Raw genomic sequence first — 16,154 nt, 5'->3', positions numbered from 1 at the left:
ACGGCTCAGTGTTTGGCCTTGCTACGATTGCGGTACTGGTCGATGACCACGGCGACGACGATGATCACGCCCTTGATGATGTCCTGGATGTAGGCGTCGACCCCGAGGAAGGTGAACCCGCTGAGCATCACCCCGAGGATCAGCGCGCCGATCACCGTGCCGGTGACCCGCCCCACTCCACCGGCCAGGCTAGTGCCGCCGATCACCGCCGCAGCGATGGCATCCAACTCGTAGGACATGCCCATGCTCGCCTGACCGGAGTCCGCACGTGCCGAGGCAACCACTCCGGCCAGTCCCGCCAGCAGGCCGGCGAGGGAGTAGACGATGATCAGGTGGCGCTTGATGTTGATCCCGGAGATGCGCGCGGCCTGAATGTTGCCGCCGATGGCATAGGTGTATTTGCCGTACTTGGTGTAGCGCAGGGCGACATGGAAGATCGCTGCTGCCACCAGGAAGATGATCACCGGCACGGCCCCGCTGCCGATGGCGGTATAGGAGTCGTTGAGCATGCTGATTGGCTGGCCTTCGGTGTAATAGCGCGCCAGGCCGCGGGCGGTGACCATCATGCCGAGGGTAACGATAAAGGGCGGCACCGCAGTGATGGCGATCACGCTGCCATTGATTACCCCGCACAGCAGTCCGACACCGAGGCCGGCCAGCACCGGGACTATCACCGGCAGGTCGGTCAGCCCGGGGAACACCGCGCGACTGAAGTCCGAGGACTGCGCCAGGCTCGCCGCAACCATCGCCGAGAGGGCCAACACCGAGCCGGACGACAGGTCGATGCCGGTGGTGATGATCACCTGGGTCACGGCGATGGCCAGCAGGCCGATGATCGACACTTGGAGGATCATCAGCACCAGGCGTTGGCTGTTGAACAGGAAACTCTGATCGCGGATTAACCAGCCGCAGAGCTCGAAGGCCAGGCCGATGCCGATCAACACCAGCAGGATGCTGAACTCTGTGGGTAAGCGTCGACGCGACTTTGGCGGCGTGGCGACTGGGGTGTTTTCGATGGCAGTCATTGCTTTATCCTCGTGTTCCAGGCCCTTGTGCAGGGCGAAGCGCTGCTCTGGCAGGGGCCAGTAGCCTGAAGCGATGGTTGCTACGCGGGGCTATCGGCCCCGCGGATTAAGGCGCTGATCAGTGGATCGGGATGTCGCCGGAGGCCAGGTGCATGACCTTCTCCTGGGTGGCTTCGGCATGGTCGAGAAAGCCGGTGACCCGCCCCTCGTGCATGACCATCACCCGATCGCTCATGCCCAACACTTCCGGCAGCTCCGAGGAGATCATGATCACCGCCATGCCCTCTGCGGCCAGCAGGGAGATCAGGTGGTAAATCTCCACCTTGGCGCCGACGTCGATGCCACGAGTCGGCTCGTCGAGGATCAGCACCCGTGGATTAGTCATCAGCCAGCGTGCCAGCAGAGCCTTCTGCTGATTGCCACCGGAGAGGTTGCCGATGCATTGCTCCAGCGACGGGGTTTTCACCCGCAGCTTCTTGCACATCTCTTCGCAGAGCTGGCGCAACTGTTTCTGCTGGATGAAGCCATGCCCCACATAGTGCGGCAGCACCGCCATCTCCATGTTTTCCAGCACCGACAGGCAGGCAAACAGACCACTGTCCTTGCGGTCCTCGGTGAGCAGGGCGAAACCGTTTTTAATTGCCTTGCACGGGCCGTCGATGCGCAGCGGCTCGCCATCGAGTAACAGCGAGCCGGCGGTCGCCGGGGTCACGCCGAACAAGGTCTCGGCCACATTGGTTCGACCGGAGCCCATCAGCCCAGCTATGCCGAGAATTTCGCCGGCTCGCAGATCGAAGGAGACCCCTTCGAACACCCCCGCCAGGCCCAGGTCGCGCACGGACAGCACGACCTCGCCCAGGGCGACGCTTCTTTTCGGAAACAGCTGATTCAGTTCGCGACCGACCATCATGGTAATCAGCCTGTCGCCGTCCATGCTGTCGGCGCGCTGCAAACCGATATAGGCACCATCGCGGAACACCGCCACTTCGTCGGCGATGCTGAACACCTCATCCATCTTGTGGGTGATATATATGATCCCCTTACCCTCGGCCTTGAGGTCGGCGATGATCGAGAACAAGTGCGCCACTTCCGTGTCGGTGATCGCCGAGGTCGGTTCGTCCATGATCAGCACGTCGGAATCGTAGGATACCGCCTTGGCGATCTCGACCATCTGCCGCTCGGCAATGCTCAGGGAAGCCACTGGCTGCTCCGGGTCCAGCTTGATGCGCAGGCGGTCGAGCAGTTCCTGAGTGCGCCTATGCAGTTCGTGGTGATCGACCATATGCCAGCCGTTCAGGCATTCGCGGCCGATCCAGATGTTCTCGGCGATGCTCATGTGAGGCACCAGGTTGAGTTCCTGGTGGATCATCGCGATACCCGCCTGCAGGGCCTCCAGTGGGTTTGCGAAGCTGACCGGCTGACCGTGCAGGCGCAGCTCGCCAGAGTCCGGTTGATAGATGCCGGAGATGATTTTCATCAGAGTCGACTTGCCTGCGCCGTTCTCACCCATCAGCGCCAGCACGGTGCCGGGGCGCACCCGCAACTGGACACCGTCGAGGGCGATTACCCCGGGAAAGCCCTTGCTGACATTGATGATTTCCAGCAAGTAGTTGTCGTCTGCCACCATTGCACTAGCCTCGCGTCCGACTGCGCGACTGTCGAGTGAACGCGCCTGTTGACCGAACATTGTCAATTCTCCTCGGATATCGCCCGGTGCCCGGTTAGGGCCGGCACCGGCATATCCCGACAGTGGGATTGGATTACTGGAAGGACTTCACGTTCTCGGGGGTGATCAACTGGTAGGGAATCAGCACCGCCTGCTCGACCGGCTGGTGCTTGGCCATCTTCACCGCACTCTCGAGCGCGCCTTCGGCCTGGCCCTTGGCGTCCTGGAACACCGAGACGCTGAGCAGGCCGCGCTGGATCGCCGACAGCGCATCCGGGGTGCCGTCGACCCCGCCGATCAGCACCTCGCCCGGCCGCCTGCCCGCCTGGCGCAGGGCCATGGCGGCACCGATGGCCATCTCGTCGTTGTTCGAGGCGATGGCGTCCAGCTCACGCCCGGACACCAGCCAGTTGCTCATCAGGTCCATGCCCTTGTCGCGCGACCACAGAGCTGTCTGTTCCTCGACGATCTGAATATCCGGGTACTTGGCCAGTACCGCCTTGACGCCCTTGGTGCGAGCGTGGGTGGCGTTGTTCGACAGCTCGCCGAGCATGATCGCGATTTTGCCCTTGCCACCGAGCTTCTCCGCCAGGTACTGCATCTGCAGTTGGCCGGCTTCAAGATCGTCGGAAGTCACGGTGACCACGCCCTCCGGCAGGCGCTCCTCATCCGGCCGGCGGTTGACGTAGACCAGCGGCACCCCGGCCTTCAGGGCGCGCTCGGTGATGTTGCGGGTGGCGGCGGTGTCCACCGGGATGACGATGATGGCGTCGACACCCTGGCCGACGAAGCTCTCCACCTGGCTCAGTTGGCGGACCACATCGTTGCGCGCATCTTCGAATTGCAGTTGCACGCCATCGGGCATCGACTTGGCCTTGTCACCCATGTGCTCGCGCAGGTAGGACAGCCAGTTGTCGTCGAACTGCGACATGCTGACGCCGATCTTGATGTCGGCCAGCGCGCTGCTGCTGAGCAGCGTCGCGAGGGCCAGGGTGGCAAAGCGGGTTTTCATTTTCATGTCTCTCTCCAGTCTCTTGTCGGTTTTGTTGGGAGCAGAGTGCAAGTCGGTCAGGCGTGACCGACGGTTTTCTCCAGGTGACGCATGCTGGACTCCAGCGCCGACTGGATATCCGCCTGGGCATGCACGCTTTCGGCGAAGGGTTCGAAGGAAATGTGCCCGGCGTAGCCGGCGGCGAGCAGGTGTTGTATTTGCGCAGCGTTACCGAGGATGTCCGCCGCATCGACCAGCACTCGATGGCCGTCGCGGATTTCACCGAGCAGCAACTGACGATCCTCGACTCCGGAGATGTGCACCAGCCCGGTCAGTTCGGAGAAGAACTCCTGTTCGCCGGCCAGGTGGTGGTGGAAGGTGTCGTGCACCAGACGGAACACATCCAGGCCGCCGACCGCCTTGATCGCCTCGACCGCTTTGCGCTTGTGGCGCAATGAGCACTCCTCGAAGCCCAGCGGCTCGACGAAGCCGAGAATGCCGTGCTCGCGCAGGATAGGTGCCAGCTCGCTCAGCGCGGTGCGCAGATCCTTGGCACGCTCGGCCTCGCTGCGTGCGTCATCACGGGAGTTCAACGGGCACATCACCAGGCCCTCGGCACCACAATCGCGGGCGTAGGTGGCCAACGCCAGGGTCTGGCGGCGGCGCTCGTCACTCCACACGTCGAACGGGTACAGGGCGTTGATTGACAGCACCCGGACGCCGGAGCGCTCGCTCAGCTCGCGGACCCGCTGCGCTGGCGTGCCGTCGTTGATCTCCACGCCAGGCAGATCGTTGCGGATCTCGATGGCGCCGGCATTCAGGCTGACCGCCATGCCGAAGAAATCCTCCAGGGCCATGCGCGGAGCCAACATACGGTTGAGAGCGAAGCGAAGGGGGCGACTCATCGTGTTGTTCTCCTGAGTTCTGATCATGCGGAGGTAAAATAGGTTGCTTACAGACCGAGGCTGCCAACCAATTCGTCCAGGTAGCGATAACCCTTGCGGGCGTATGTCAGCGGGTGCGCCTTGGCCGGATCCTGCTCGGCCTCGACCACCAGCCAACCTTGGTAATTCAGCGGCTTGAGCTCGGCCAGCAACGGCCGGTAATCAATACTGCCGTCACCCGGCACAGTGAACACCCCGGCCAGCACGGCATTGAGGAAGCTGGAATCCTGTGCTTTCACCTCAGCCAGCACCTCGGCACGCACGTCCTTGCAGTGCACGTGACATACGCGTGAACCCCAGCGACGCAGTACCGCCAATGGATCGTCGCCGGCGAAGGTCAGGTGGCCGCTGTCGAGCAGTAGGCCTACGGCCGCCGAGGTGTTTTCCATTAGCCGGTCGACCTCGCTCGCACGCTCTACCACCGTGCCCATATGGTGGTGATAGGCCAAGCGCACGCCCTGCTCCTGCAAGTATCTGCCGACTGCTTCGAGGCGCTCGCAAAACAGCGGCCAGGCCTGCTCGGCCAACACAGGGCGCTGCGATACCGGCGTGTCGATGTCTCCGTGCACGCAATCACTGACCTCGCAGAACACCATGACCTTGCAGCCCATGGCCTTGAGCAAGTGCAGATGCTCCTGGAGAGCGTCTATCTCTTGCTCGGCCGAACGCTCCAGCAGCCGCGAGCTGTACCACCCGGAAACTAGCGCCAGACCATGGGACGCCAGGATCGGCCGCAGCAGCGCCGGATCGCGGGGGAACTTGTGGCCCAGCTCGAAACCGGCGAAACCGGCCTGCTTGCCCTCACTCAAACACTGTTCAAACGGCGTGTCACCGCCCAAGGCGGGCAGGTCATCGTTAGTCCAGGTCAAGGGATTGATACCGATGCGTACGCTCATCACATCCTCCGAAGAATAAAGAGCCACCGTGCGGGCCCAAAAGACAAGTGGCAGTTATTCGTGAATCCGAGACATCACTGCGTTATGCGCCAGCAGCCCCGAATAGCTCGGGTGCTGGCAGGTGAATGACACTGCGCATGACATTGAAGAGTGGCGCTGGGCTCCCGGCGGTAGGGCCGCGGCGCAGAAGCGAGACTGCAGGGGTAGTGCCCTGAGTGAAAATGATCTGTACATCGACGTTACCTGCTTTTTGTTGTTGGCCCTCGCCCTAGCAGACAGTCCAGGAGGGGCATGGTCGTCAATCTGGAACTCACTCTATTGGAATTTTTTTTCTATTTCAACTATTTTTAGAAATTCTTTCTGACTGCTCGACCACCGGTGCTTGGCGCTCCTCCTGCGCCGCCGTTCTGGAGCACGAAAACTTTCTACGCCATGCTTGGCAAGCGCACGAAAATTTGTTCTATTTAAGATATAAAGGGAATATATTTTCTAAATTTATCAGCAACCCCCTGCCCGGCTTGCCCGGTGCCACACCGATAAAAGGAGAGCTTGCATATGCGCGAGAACCGCATCCGCCAACGCTGGGCTGCCGGGGAGGCGGTGATCAATGGCTGGCTGGCCATCCCCAACGCCTTCTGCGCCGAGACCATGGCCCACCAGGGCTGGGACAGCCTGACTCTGGACATGCAGCACGGAGTGATCGACTACCAAGCGGCGGTGAACATGCTCACCGCCATTTCCACCACCGCCACCGTGCCCCTGGTGCGCGTGCCCTGGCTGGACGAAGGGATCGTCATGAAGATGCTCGATGCCGGGGCCTACGGGGTGATCTGCCCGATGATCAACAGCCGCGCCGAGGCCGAGCGCTTCGTCGCCGCCACCCGTTACCCGCCGCAGGGCATCCGCAGCTTCGGGCCGATCCGCGCTCTGCTCTACGCCGGCGCCGACTATGCCCAGCGGGCCAACGACACGGTGCTGGCGCTGGCGATGATCGAAACCCGCCAGGCGCTCGACAACCTCGACGAGATCCTCGCCACTCCCGGTCTGGACGGCATCTATATCGGCCCGGCCGACCTGTCCCTGGCGCTCGGCTGCACGCCCAGATTCGACCAGGAGGAGCCGGCTGTGGTCGAGGCCATCGAGCACATCCTCGCACGCACCAAGGCCCATGGCCTGGCCGCCTGCATCCACAACGGCACGGCCGGCTACGCACGACGAATGCTCGAGCGCGGCTTCGACCTGGTCACCATCGGCTCCGATGCCCGGTTGATGGCCAGCGCCGCACAACAGGCCATCGGCGAGGTGCGCGCGGCCAGCACGACCAGCACCGGCTCCAGCTATTAATCCCGCTCGCCACCAGGCGAGCGGTGCACCCACGACAAGAGACAGGTGACCCCCATGAGCGACTCCGGCACACCCCGCAAGACATACCAACAGCTGCGCAGCTACCAGTGGTATGGCGTGCAGAACCTGCGCGCCTTCGGCCATCGCTCGCGGACCAAGCAGATGGGTTTCTCCAGCGAGGACTTCAAGGGCAAGCCGGTGATCGCCATCCTCAACACCTGGTCGGACATGAACTCCTGCCACAGCCATTTCCCGCAGCGGGTGGAAGAGGTCAAACGCGGCATCTGGCAGGCCGGCGGCTTCCCGGTGGAACTGCCGGCGATGAGCCTCGGCGAGCCCTTCGTCAAACCCACCACCATGATCTACCGCAACCTGCTGGCGATGGAGGCCGAGGAACTGCTGCGCAGCCATCCGGTCGACGGCGTGGTGCTGATGGGCGGCTGCGACAAGACCACCCCGGCGCTGCTGATGGCCGCCACCAGCATGAACATCCCGGCCATCTACTTCCCCGCCGGGCCGATGCTGCGTGGCAACTGGCGCGGCAAGACCCTCGGCAGCGGCTCCGACGTTTGGAAATACTGGGCGGAGAAGCGCGCCGGCAACCTCAGCGAACTGGCCTGGGTCGAGCTGGAGGACGGCATCGCGCGCTCCCCCGGCACCTGTATGACCATGGGCACCGCGGCGACCATGATGTCGGTGGCCGAGACCCTCGGCTTCGTCCTGCCCGGCGGCTCGTCGATCCCCGCCGTCGACTCCAGCCATGCGCGGCTGGCCTCAGCCAGCGGCCGGCGCATCGTCGAGATGGTCTGGGAGGACCTCAAGCCCTCCGACATCCTCAGCCGCGAGGCCTTCGAGAACGCCATCATGGTCGACCTGGCGCTGTCCGGCTCGACCAACGCGATCATCCACCTGATCGCCATGGCCCGCCGCGCGGGCATCCCGCTGAGCAACGAGGACTTCGATGCGATCGCCCAGCGCATACCGGTACTCGGCAATATCCGCCCGGCGGGCAAGTACCTGATGGAAGACTTCTACTACGCCGGCGGCCTCAACGGCCTGCTGGCGCGCCTGCGCGGCGAGCTGCACCTGGACTGCCCGACGGTCAACGGCAAGACCCTCGGCGAGAACCTCGCCGGCGCCGAGGTCTACGACGACGACGTGATCCGCCCACTGGACAACCCGGTCTGGGCCCAGGGCGGGCTGGCCGTATTGCGCGGCAACCTGGCGCCGCGCGGCGCGGTGATCAAGCCGGCGGCCGCCGAGCCGCAGCTACTCAAGCACACCGGCCCGGCCGTGGTGTTCAAGAACTACAAGGACATGTCCACCCGCATCGACGACCCGGAACTGCCGGTTACCGCCGACAGCGTGCTGGTGCTGCAGAACGCCGGGCCGATCGGCGCCCCGGGCATGCCCGAGTGGGGCCAGCTACCGATTCCGAAGAAACTCCTGGAGCAAGGCGTGCGCGACATGCTGCGGATCTCCGATGCGCGCATGTCCGGCACCAGCTACGGCGCCTGCGTGCTCCACGTGGCCCCGGAAAGCGGTATCGGCGGCCCGCTGGCACTGGTGCGCGACGGCGACCTGATCAGCCTGGACGTGAGCGAACGGCTACTGCACCTGCATGTGGACGACGCCGAGCTGCAACGTCGCCGCGCCGACTGGGTAGCACCCAAGCCGCATTACCCGCGCGGCTTCGGCCGACTCTCCGCCGAGCATATTTCCCAGGCCGATGAAGGCTGCGATTTCGATTTCCTCGAACGCGGCACGGAGGCGGTGGCCGACCCGGAAATATTCTGAGTCGCGCGCGCTCAGCATCCACCAACAACCAACCGGCCGTCGCAGTCTCATTCTAGCAAAGCACTGAGAGGCCCCCTTCTCGCAAGTCACTCCCTTTGACAAGACAACTAACAGGACTCAAGCATGCGCACACTCGGAATCGGTTTGATCGGCACAGGCTTTATGGGCCGCGCCCATGCCCTGGCATTTCGCAACGCCAACGCGGTATTCGAACTCCCTGCACGCATCCACCTGGCTGCACTAGCCGATGCCGATGCCATACGCGCCGAACGTTGTGCGAGCGCCTGGGGCTTCGCCCACAGCCATGCCGACTGGCGCCAACTGATCGAGAATCCCCAGGTAGACCTGATTGCCATCGCCACGCCCAACCACCTGCACCACCCCATGGCCATGGCGGCATTGGCCGCCGGCAAAGCGGTCTACTGCGAGAAGCCGCTGGCGGTCAGCCTCGACCAGGCCCGCGAGATGCGCGACGCGGCCGCCAGCGCGGGACTGGTCACCCGGGTCGGCTACAACTACCAGCACAACCCGATCATCGCCCTGGCCCGCGAGCTGATCGACAGCGGCGAGCTGGGCGAGATCATCAGTTTTCAAGGCGAATTCAGCGAAGACTTCATGGCTGATGCGGATACACCCTGGAGTTGGCGCTGCGATCCGCAGCACGCCGGCGGGGCGCTGGCCGATCTGGGCAGCCACCTGCTGGCGCTCGCCCGGCATCTGCTCGGCGCCGTCGAAGCGGTCTGCGCCGACTCCCATACCGCGCATCGCCAGCGCCCCGCCTCGACCGGCAGCAACGAACGGCTGGCCATCCGCGTCGACGATCAGACCCATGCCCTGCTGCGCTTTGCCAACGGCTGCCGTGGCAGCTTCAGCACCAGCTGGCTCAAGCACGGCTACAAGAACCATCTGGCCTTCGAAATCAGCGGTACGCGCGGCACCCTCGCCTTCGATCAGGAACGGCTCAACGAACTGCGTCTCTACCGCCCCCATGAACGGCCAGGCATGGACGGTTTCCAGCGTCTGCTGGCGGGACCGACGCTGCCTGGCTATGCGGCCTTCTGCCCGGCGGCGGGGCATCAGCTGGGTTACAACGACCTAAAAACCCTGGAGGTCCGCGCCCTGATCGAAGCGGTCTGCGGCATGCCTGGCCCTGGCCCGGATTTCGCCGAGGCCTATGAGGTCGAGCGCCTGGCTACCGCCATCCGCCTGGCCGCACGGGAACAGCGCTGGGTCGAGGTCGACGAGCTTTGAACAACCCTTAATCCGAGGGGCTGTCCACCCGGGCCCGGATTGCACTGGCGCTGATCCAGGCTACGGTAGCGGTTGGCAGTTTTTCATCTGTCGCCAGGAGGCCATGCTGGATGGCTAAGCCAAGCGCCGTAGTGCTTCGCGACTACGCCCGGCTCGTGGCGCGATCACACTTCGCCTGACGCTTTCAAGCCGGCTTGGCGGGGGTGCGCGGGTCGTAGTAGATGTGCCACTGGCGCGACGTGCCGGCCATCACGTTGAGGTAATACACCTGGTAATCCGGCGGCGCGGCCACCGGGTGGTAACCGCGCGGCACCGTCACTGCATCGTTGTTGCCGGGACTGAAGCACTGATCCTCGCCCTCGTCGCTGTACACCCGCTGCAAGGCGAAGCCCTGGGGCGGGTCTATCTTGAAGAAGTAGATTTCCTCCAGACTCGACTCCTCGGGCGGCGCATCGCGGTCGTGCTTGTGCGGCGGGTAACTCGACCAGTGCCCGGCCGGAGTGAACACCTCGGTGATCAGCAGGCTGTCGGCTTCGTCCTGCTCCCAGAGAATCTTGTGCACTCGCCGCCGGCAGACGCCCTCGCCACGCTCGTCCAGCGTCACCTGCGCGGGGGTGATCAGCCTGGGCGGTCGCTGCAGCCGCCCCGGCGCGGTGCAGATCGCCAGTTCCAGCGGGGTGCGCGCCACCAGGCTGAGCGAGGTATTCAGGGATAGGTAGAGGGCATGCGGCTTGCCGCCGTCGAACAACTGCTGGCGGGCGCCGACGTCCGCCCAGGCGCTGTCGCCTGCCTGCACATCGGCACGACCGCTGAACAACACCACACAGGCCTCGTGCTCCGCGCTGCTCCACGCCAGGCGCTCGCCGACCTCCAGTCGGTAGAACGCCAGACCGGTCGACCTGAGCCCGGAAGTCGCGCCATCGACACGCAGCAAACAGCCGCTGGATGCCTGGGTATCCGCTCTCAGAAGCACTGCAGCACTCATATCGAACTCACTTGTTGGTCACCGGGGCCCCCGTGGCGAGCGCAGGGGTAGCAAGCGTTCTACCTTACCCCGGCGCGGCCCCTGGCTAAAGCCTGCGGGGGCGTTCGGCCAGCCTGAGCGCCAAGGGGATGCCATAAGACCGCACACGACTGCCGGCGCATCGGCCTACTTGCGCGGTTTGGCCCGTGCGGTGGGCTCGGCGATCAGCGGATCGTCCGGCCAGTAGTGTTTGGGGTAGCGGCCCTTGAGGTCCTTCTTCACCTCGCTGTAGGTGCTGCGCCAGAAATTGCCCAGGTCCTGGGTCACCTGCACCGGACGACGCGCCGGCGACAGCAGGTGCAGCTTGACCACTTGCCGGCCACCGGCGATGCGCGGCGTCTCGGCCAGGCCGAACAGTTCCTGCAGACGCACCGCCAGCACCGGCGGCTGCTCGCTGTAATCCAGGCCGATGCGCGAACCGGACGGCACCTGCAGGCTGCGCGGCGCCAGTTCATCGAGGCGCTGCGGCAGCGGCCAGGGCAACAGCCCCTGGAGTATCCCGGCCAACTCAAGATTGGCGAAATGGCTGAGGCGCTTGACCTTGCCCAGGTAGGGTTGCAGCCAGTCCTCCAGGCTGGCGAGCAGCGCCGCATCGCTGACATCCGGCCACTCGCTGACACCCCTGGCGGCCAGATCCAGCGCGCGCAGCAAGGCCACCCGTGCCTGCCACTGACGCAGTTCCGCGGTCCAGGGCAGCAGCGCCAGGCCCTTGCGCCGCACCAGACCGAGCAAGGCACGGCTGCGCGCTGCCTCGTCCAGGCCCGTCAGGGGTTCGCGACTAAGCACCAATTCGCCCAGCTTGCGCTGGCGTTCGGCGCGCAGCACACCTTCGCGTTCGTCCCAGTCCAACTCCTCATGCACGCTGACCTGCTCGGCCAGCACCGTCTCGAACAGCTGCGGATCGAGGTCGGCGGCCAGGTAGATGCGTTCCTCGCGCTGGCCCTGACGGCTACCGAGATCGGCCAGCACCAGCCACTCATGCTTCATCAGCGCATCGGCCTCGGCGAACAGCGCCGCCCTGCCATTGGCCAGACGGTATTCGGCGCCACCCGCCCGGCGCTGCTGGGCCACCCGGTCCGGGTAGGCGAATGCCAGCAAGGCGCCGAGCCAGCGCGGATGCTCCGGATCGGCCACCGGCGCGGCGACGGCCGTGCGCTTGAGATAGCCCTGAAACTGCCGGGCCAACTGCCGCGCCCGCTGCACCCCGCCCTGGGCGGCACTCCGCTGGGCGCCACGCGCGGTCTTGCTCGCGCCACAGAGCAGGGCCAGGCGGCTGTGCAAGTCTGCTCCTGCTCCGCGCAAGATATCGCGTTCGCCGAGCAAGGCGGCCAGGTCGCAGGCCAGCGCACCCAGGCCCAACGCCTGGCCGCGCAGCAGCAGGTGGGCGATGCGCGGGTGCGCCGGCAATTCGGCCATGGCCTGGCCGTGGGCGGTCAGCACCCCGCGCTCATCCAGCGCGCCCAAGCGGGTCAGCAGATCCACGGCCTGGGCATAAGCCGCCGCCGGTGGCGGGTCGAGCCAGGCCAGTTCCGCCGGCGTCACGCCCCAGCGCGCCAATTGCAGGGCCAGGCCGGCCAGATCGGCCTGGAGGATTTCCGCCGCGGCATAGGCGGCAAGTTGTTCGTGCTGGTGCTGCGACCACAGGCGATAACAACTGCCCGGCTGCAGGCGCCCGGCACGACCGGCACGCTGGGTGGCGCTGGCACGGGAAATCCGCTGGGTGTCCAGGCGCGTCATGCCGCTGCCCGGATCGAAGCGCGGCACCCGCGCCAGGCCGGCGTCCACCACCACGCGCACGCCGTCGATGGTCAGGCTGGTCTCGGCGATATTGGTCGCCAGCACCACCTTGCGCGTGCCGGCGGGCGCCGGCTCGATGGCCGCGCGCTGGGCACTCAGGTCGAGCTCGCCATGCAGCGGACACAGGAGGATATCGGCGCGCCCGGCCAGGGCCTCGGCCAACTGGTCATTGACCCGGCGGATCTCCGCCTGCCCAGGAAGAAAGACCAGCAGGCTGCCCGGCTCGTCGACCAGCGCCTGCAACACCGTCTGCACCACCTTGGGTTCGAGCCACTCGCCGGGTTGATAAGGCGTGCCCCAGCGCAGCTCCACCGCAAACATGCGGCCCTCGCTGCGCAGCACCGGTGCATCGTCGAGCAATGCGGCCAGCTTCTCGCCTTCCAGGGTCGCCGACATCAGCAGCACCTTGAGCGCCGGCTCGCCCGAGTCCTCGCCGCGCCCCGCGCCTTGACGAAATAGCGCGCGACCGTTGAGGCACAGGGCCAGGGCCAGGTCGGCATCCAGGCTGCGCTCGTGGAATTCGTCGAAAATCACCAGGCCGACCCCTTCCAGCGCCGGGTCGTCCTGCAAACGGCGGGCAAGAATGCCCTCGGTGACCACTTCGATGCGGGTGCGCGGGCCGACCTTGCTGTCCAGACGAATGCGGTAACCGACGGTCTCGCCAACCGCCTCGCCCAGCTCGCTGGCCAGCCGCTCGGCGGCGGCACGCGCGGCCAGGCGGCGCGGTTCGAGCATGATGATGCGTTGCCCGGCCAGCCAGGGCTCATCCAGCAGCGCCAGCGGCACGCGGGTGGTCTTGCCGGCGCCGGGCGGGGCCTCCAACACCGCCTCGTGGCGGCTCGCCAGGGCTTGGCGTAGCGCAGGTAACAGGACGTCGATAGGCAAGGAATTCATGAACGCTCCACTCTGGCCGGCGATTATAGCGGCGAACCGCCACCCTGCCCTGCAGGTCTTAACTTAGTCATATCAATGCGCAGCAGTTTTGCCCCAGCCGGCTTGCTATAGTTGCGCCACTTATATCTGGAGGTATGCCATGCGCACCCAATACCGTGTTATCGGCGGCGCTCTCGCAGTCGCCCTGCTCGCCCAATTGAGCGCCTGCGGCACGTTGTTCTTCCCTGATCGGCGCGGCCAGATCGAAGGCCGAATCGACCCGGTGGTGGCGGCACTGAATGCCGTCGGCATCCTGTTTTATGTGATCCCCGGCCTGATCGCCTTCGGCATCGACTTTGCCACTGGCGCCATCTACCTGCCGAACGGGCAAAACGCCCAGATCGATCCGCAAGAGCTGAACAAGGCTGTGGATGCCGACGGCAAGATCGATAACGCCCGACTCAAAGCCCTGATCGAGCAGCACACCGGCCACAGCCTGCCGCTCGACGACCCACGCCTGATCCACAGCAGCGCCAGCGCCGAGCAACTGGCGGCCTACGGCCTGCGACCGGCCGCTTAAGCGCCCGCCCAGCCTCAACCCTGGCCTAGCTTCCTAAGCCAGGCCAGACACCGAGAGCAAGATTCTGTGACTATACCGCCGCAGCATGCCCGCCTGATGCGCCAGGCCACCTTTGCCGCACTGGCCGTGGCCTTGACCCTGGCCCTGGCCAAAGCCATCGCCTGGTGGTTGAGCGGCTCGGTCAGCCTGTTGGCCGGCCTCACCGATTCGTTGCTCGATGGCGCCGCCTCGCTGCTCAACCTGATCGCCGTGCATTACGCCTTGCGCCCGGCGGACGAAGACCATCGCTACGGGCACGGCAAGGCCGAGGCCCTGGCCGGACTGGGTCAGGCGCTGTTTATCGGCATCAGTGCGGTCGTGGTCGGCATGCATGGCGTGGATCGCCTGCTCAACCCGCAAGCGCTCGGCGCGGCAACCCTGGGTATCGCGGTGATGCTTCTGTCGCTGGCGCTGACCGCCGCCCTGCTGCTGTTCCAGCGCCATGTGGTGCGCGAAACCGGCTCCACTGCGATCCGCGCGGACTCGCTGCACTACCGCTCCGACCTGCTGCTCAACGCCAGCATCCTGCTCGCCCTGCTGCTGGCCAGCTTCGGCTGGCCGCAACTGGATGCGGTGTTTGGTATCGGCATTGCCTTCTTCATCCTCTGGAGCGCCGTGAGCATCGCCCGCGAGGCCTCGGCCGTGCTGATGGACAAGGAGCTGGCGCCGGAGCTCAGCGAGCGCATGCACCTGCTGGCCTGCGGCATACCCGGCGTGCTCGGCGCACATGACCTGCGCACGCGCATGTCTGGCACCCGCTGGTTCGTCCAGCTGCATGTGGAGTTGTCCGGCGAACTGAGCCTGCTGCATGCCCATGAACTGTGCGAGCGGGTGGAATTTGCGATTCGCGCCGAATTCTCCCGCGCCGAAGTGCTGGTGCATGCCGATCCACTCGACCCCGCCACCGCTTGATGATCGTCGCGGTTGCGGCAAAAACCCGCCTGCGGCTAGGGCCCGGGTCGTCTCACAACCGCTGAACGGCGGGCAGGCGGCCGGTCTGGTACAGCCAAACGCATCACACAGCGCATTTCCCGCATATGCTGAGAGGGCGTATCAGCTCTGTGGACACGGCCCCATGAAGAAGCCCAGCCTCGAGACGCTTTACCGCGAGCACCAGCCCGACGCCATCGAAAAGCGCCTGAATAGCAAGCACAAGCCGCAAACCATCTCCGATGCCGTACTCGGCGGAATAGACGGCTGCGTCACCACCTTTGCCATTGTCGCCGGCGCTGTCGGGGCCGGATTTTCGGCCTCGGTCGCCTTGATCATGGGCTTCGCCAACCTGTTTGCCGATGGTTTCAGCATGGCCGTCAGCAACTACGAGGCGATCAAGGCTCAGCGCGAGTTCCGCGAACAGGCCCGGCGCATGGAAGAGGAACACATCGACAGGGTGCCCGCCGGTGAACGCGAAGAAATCCGCCAGGTGTTCTGCCGCAAGGGATTTAGCGGCGACATTCTCGAGGCGATCGTCAGCACCATCAGCCAGGATCGTCAGCTCTGGGTTGAGACCATGCTCATCGAAGAGCACGGCCTGCAAACCGTCGAACTGGACCCAGCACGCTCAGCCGCGGTGACCTTTACGACCTTTCTGGTCGCCGGCGCCATCCCGTTGCTACCGTTCTTTTTCACCAGCCTGGACATCCAGCGCCAATTCATCCTGAGCACGGCCCTGGCCGCGGCGGTGTTCTTTTCCATTGGCATGTTGAAGAGCCTGGTATTTGCCAAACCGCTGCTGCGCGCCGGCCTGGGCACCCTGCTCACCGGCGGCGCGGCGGCCGCTCTGGCGTACCTGACCGGCTATCTACTGCGCTTTGTCTTCGGCATCGAATGAATGGCCGCCCGCGCCTGCGGGGCGTTGATGCCCTGGAACGCGATAATGTGCAGGGTGGGTTAGGTGCGCAGCCCGCAGCCCGCAGCCCGCGGCCAA

13 protein-coding genes are annotated in these 16,154 nt (G+C 65.1%); 6 read left to right on the top strand and 7 right to left on the bottom strand.

Annotated features, from left to right (window positions below):
- Positions 1–5: 5 nt before the first annotated feature.
- From VCJ09_RS03360 to iolE, 5 genes are all read right to left on the bottom strand, one after another.
- Positions 6–1,025, bottom strand: coding sequence for an ABC transporter permease (locus VCJ09_RS03360; protein WP_324733121.1), 1,020 nt, complete (start codon positions 1,023–1,025; stop codon positions 6–8).
- 118 nt (positions 1,026–1,143) lie between these two features.
- Positions 1,144–2,652, bottom strand: coding sequence for a sugar ABC transporter ATP-binding protein (locus VCJ09_RS03355; protein ID WP_324734586.1), 1,509 nt, complete (start codon positions 2,650–2,652; stop codon positions 1,144–1,146).
- 133 nt (positions 2,653–2,785) lie between these two features.
- Positions 2,786–3,709 (bottom strand): sugar ABC transporter substrate-binding protein, encoded by a 924-nt coding sequence (locus VCJ09_RS03350; RefSeq protein ID WP_324733120.1) that lies wholly within the window; start codon positions 3,707–3,709, stop codon positions 2,786–2,788.
- Positions 3,710–3,759: 50 nt separating this feature from the next.
- Positions 3,760–4,587: a TIM barrel protein gene (locus VCJ09_RS03345; RefSeq protein ID WP_324733119.1), complete on the bottom strand. Its 828-nt coding sequence runs from the start codon at positions 4,585–4,587 to the stop codon at positions 3,760–3,762.
- Between the two features lie 47 nt (positions 4,588–4,634).
- Positions 4,635–5,525, bottom strand: coding sequence for a myo-inosose-2 dehydratase (gene iolE, locus VCJ09_RS03340; protein ID WP_324734585.1), 891 nt, complete (start codon positions 5,523–5,525; stop codon positions 4,635–4,637).
- 552 nt (positions 5,526–6,077) lie between these two features.
- Here iolE and VCJ09_RS03335 point away from each other — a divergent pair.
- The 3 genes from VCJ09_RS03335 (at position 6,078) to VCJ09_RS03325 (ending at position 9,914) form a co-directional block, all read left to right on the top strand.
- Positions 6,078–6,866 carry an HpcH/HpaI aldolase family protein gene (locus VCJ09_RS03335; protein WP_324733118.1) on the top strand — a complete coding sequence of 263 codons (789 nt, stop codon included), beginning with the start codon at positions 6,078–6,080 and terminating at the stop codon, positions 6,864–6,866.
- 54 nt (positions 6,867–6,920) lie between these two features.
- A complete protein-coding gene (araD, locus tag VCJ09_RS03330; protein WP_324733117.1) occupies positions 6,921–8,663 on the top strand; it encodes an L-arabinonate dehydratase in 1,743 nt (580 codons plus the stop codon).
- Positions 8,664–8,786: 123 nt separating this feature from the next.
- Positions 8,787–9,914, top strand: coding sequence for a Gfo/Idh/MocA family protein (locus VCJ09_RS03325; RefSeq protein ID WP_324733116.1), 1,128 nt, complete (start codon positions 8,787–8,789; stop codon positions 9,912–9,914).
- A 184-nt stretch (positions 9,915–10,098) separates the two neighbouring features.
- Here VCJ09_RS03325 and iolB read toward each other — a convergent pair whose 3' ends face one another.
- Positions 10,099–10,899, bottom strand: a complete 801-nt coding sequence (iolB, locus tag VCJ09_RS03320) for a 5-deoxy-glucuronate isomerase (protein ID WP_324733115.1) — start codon at positions 10,897–10,899, stop codon at positions 10,099–10,101.
- 165 nt (positions 10,900–11,064) lie between these two features.
- Positions 11,065–13,629: an ATP-dependent helicase HrpB gene (gene hrpB / locus VCJ09_RS03315; RefSeq protein WP_324733114.1), complete on the bottom strand. Its 2,565-nt coding sequence runs from the start codon at positions 13,627–13,629 to the stop codon at positions 11,065–11,067.
- 139 nt (positions 13,630–13,768) lie between these two features.
- Between hrpB and VCJ09_RS03310 the strand changes: the two genes are divergently transcribed.
- The 3 genes from VCJ09_RS03310 to VCJ09_RS03300 all read left to right on the top strand — a co-directional run bounded on the left by VCJ09_RS03310 (position 13,769) and on the right by VCJ09_RS03300 (position 16,058).
- Complete coding sequence (locus tag VCJ09_RS03310; protein ID WP_324733113.1) at positions 13,769–14,188, top strand: polyribonucleotide nucleotidyltransferase; 420 nt, start codon at positions 13,769–13,771, stop codon at positions 14,186–14,188.
- A gap of 96 nt (positions 14,189–14,284) precedes the next feature.
- Positions 14,285–15,139, top strand: coding sequence for a cation diffusion facilitator family transporter (locus VCJ09_RS03305; RefSeq protein WP_324734584.1), 855 nt, complete (start codon positions 14,285–14,287; stop codon positions 15,137–15,139).
- Positions 15,140–15,302: 163 nt separating this feature from the next.
- Positions 15,303–16,058 carry a VIT1/CCC1 transporter family protein gene (locus VCJ09_RS03300; RefSeq protein WP_324733112.1) on the top strand — a complete coding sequence of 252 codons (756 nt, stop codon included), beginning with the start codon at positions 15,303–15,305 and terminating at the stop codon, positions 16,056–16,058.
- Positions 16,059–16,154: the final 96 nt, after the last annotated feature.

The sequence above is a fragment of the Pseudomonas paeninsulae genome, from assembly GCF_035621475.1.
GTDB classification, from domain to species: Bacteria; Pseudomonadota; Gammaproteobacteria; order Pseudomonadales; family Pseudomonadaceae; genus Aquipseudomonas; species Aquipseudomonas paeninsulae.
This window is presented reverse-complemented; position numbering and strand designations above follow the sequence as displayed.